The organism is Salipiger sp. HF18, from assembly GCF_011806505.1.
Lineage (GTDB): Bacteria > Pseudomonadota > Alphaproteobacteria > Rhodobacterales > Rhodobacteraceae > Salipiger > Salipiger thiooxidans.
Genome location: NZ_JAATOS010000703.1, coordinates 1 through 1,624, shown reverse-complemented (window position 1 = coordinate 1,624; position 1,624 = coordinate 1). Strand labels below are relative to the sequence as shown.

Below are 1,624 nucleotides of genomic sequence, written 5' to 3'. Positions count from 1 at the left end.
CCTCCGGGCCTGGGTCATAGCAGAATTCTTTCCACATGCTCGGCTTTAGAAGTTGAGTGTATTTGTGTTCTGCGAATTCGATGCTCTCTAGGAACTGAGCAGCGCTGTTCCGCGCTGCTTCCAAAGTGCCGCACCGACCCGATCTCGCTCCATCCACCTCAAGCTCATAGCTTCCATCCGAGAGGTGGTAGATACGGAAGATGTGGTCCGCCAGTTCTGCTTGAAAGCCGTACTCGAGTTGATCCGTCATTGGTTACACTCCCGTGGTCCAGCGGGCGAAGATCCCCCAGAACCAGCCGAATTTGGCGGCGAAGGAGACGAAGACCACCCAGGCGAGGCTGAAGGGCAGGAACACCTTCCAGCCGAGTCGCATGAGCTGGTCGTAGCGATAGCGGGGCGTGATCGCCTTCACCATGGCGAACACGAAGAAGAAGAAGGCCATCTTGCCGACCATCCAGAGCGCGCCGTCCGGCAGGCCCGGGATCGGCGACAGCCAGCCGCCGAAGAACAGCAGCGAGGTGAGCGCGCACATCAGGAAGATGGCGATGTATTCACCGGCCATGAACAGCAGGAAGGGCGTTGCCGAGTATTCCACCTGGTAGCCGGCCACCAGCTCCGATTCCGCTTCGGGAAGGTCGAAGGGCGGGCGGTTGGTCTCGGCCAGCGCCGAGATGAAGAACAGGAAGACCATCGGGAAATGCGGCAGCCAGTACCAGCCCAGGAGGCCCCAGCCGGTGTCCTGCGCGGTCACGATCTGGCCGAAGTTCATCGAGCCGGTCGAGATGATCACCCCGATGATGATGAGACCGATGGAGACCTCGTAGGAGATCATCTGCGCCGCCGAGCGCAGTGCCCCGAGGAACGGGTATTTCGAGTTCGACGCCCATCCGCCCATGATCACGCCGTAGACCTCGAGCGAGGAGATGGCGAAGACGTAGAGGATGGCGACATTGACGTCCGCCAGCACCCAGCCGTCCGAGAACGGAATCACCGCCCATGCGATCATCGCGCAGACGAAGGAAATCATCGGCGCCATGATGAACACGGCCTTGTCGGACCCCGCCGGGATCACCACTTCCTTGACGACGTATTTCAGCGCGTCGGCCACGGACTGGAGAATGCCGAAGGTGCCCACGACGTTGGGCCCGCGCCGCATCTGGACCGCGGCCCAGATCTTGCGGTCGCCGTAGACCAGGAACAGCAACGAGATCATCACGAAGGCCAGGACGGCCACGCATTGCGCGAGGATGATCACGAAGGTTCCGAACGGGGTTGAGAAGAAGTCTGCCATCAAGTGTCCCTCACACCATCGGTATTCCGTTCTCGGCACAGGCCAGCGCGACGACTTCCGCGTCGATGGTCTTGAGCCCTCGCGGCAGCGCCGCCGAGATCGTGTAAACAGCATCTCCGCGCCAGAGGCCACCCTCTTGCGCGACATTCGTGCGCAGATGCCGCGCGAAGCCGTAGCCCCGGATCAGCGCATACTGCGCCGCAGCGCATTCCGCGTAGTCCTCGACGTCCGAGGAGCCACGCGCGCCGCGCATCGCGACGAAGAAATTCACCAGGTCGCCGTCCAGCAGCGCCGTCTCGACGCCCTCGTAGACCGGCTCGAACGGGGCCGGCT

The 1,624-nt window shown here is 62.3% G+C and carries 3 protein-coding genes; all 3 read right to left on the bottom strand.

Annotation, left to right across the window (positions count from 1 at the left end):
• The coding region (locus tag HC022_RS28865) for a hypothetical protein (protein WP_217704124.1) at positions 1 to 250 on the bottom strand (250 nt) is incomplete at its 3' end.
• Between the two features lie 3 nt (positions 251 to 253).
• Entirely contained in the window at positions 254 to 1,291 is a 1,038-nt protein-coding gene (gene nuoH, locus HC022_RS26095) for an NADH-quinone oxidoreductase subunit NuoH (protein WP_167454316.1), read from the bottom strand.
• Between the two features lie 10 nt (positions 1,292 to 1,301).
• Positions 1,302 to 1,624: hypothetical protein (locus HC022_RS26090; RefSeq protein ID WP_254885275.1), on the bottom strand; the 323-nt coding region annotated here is incomplete at its 5' end.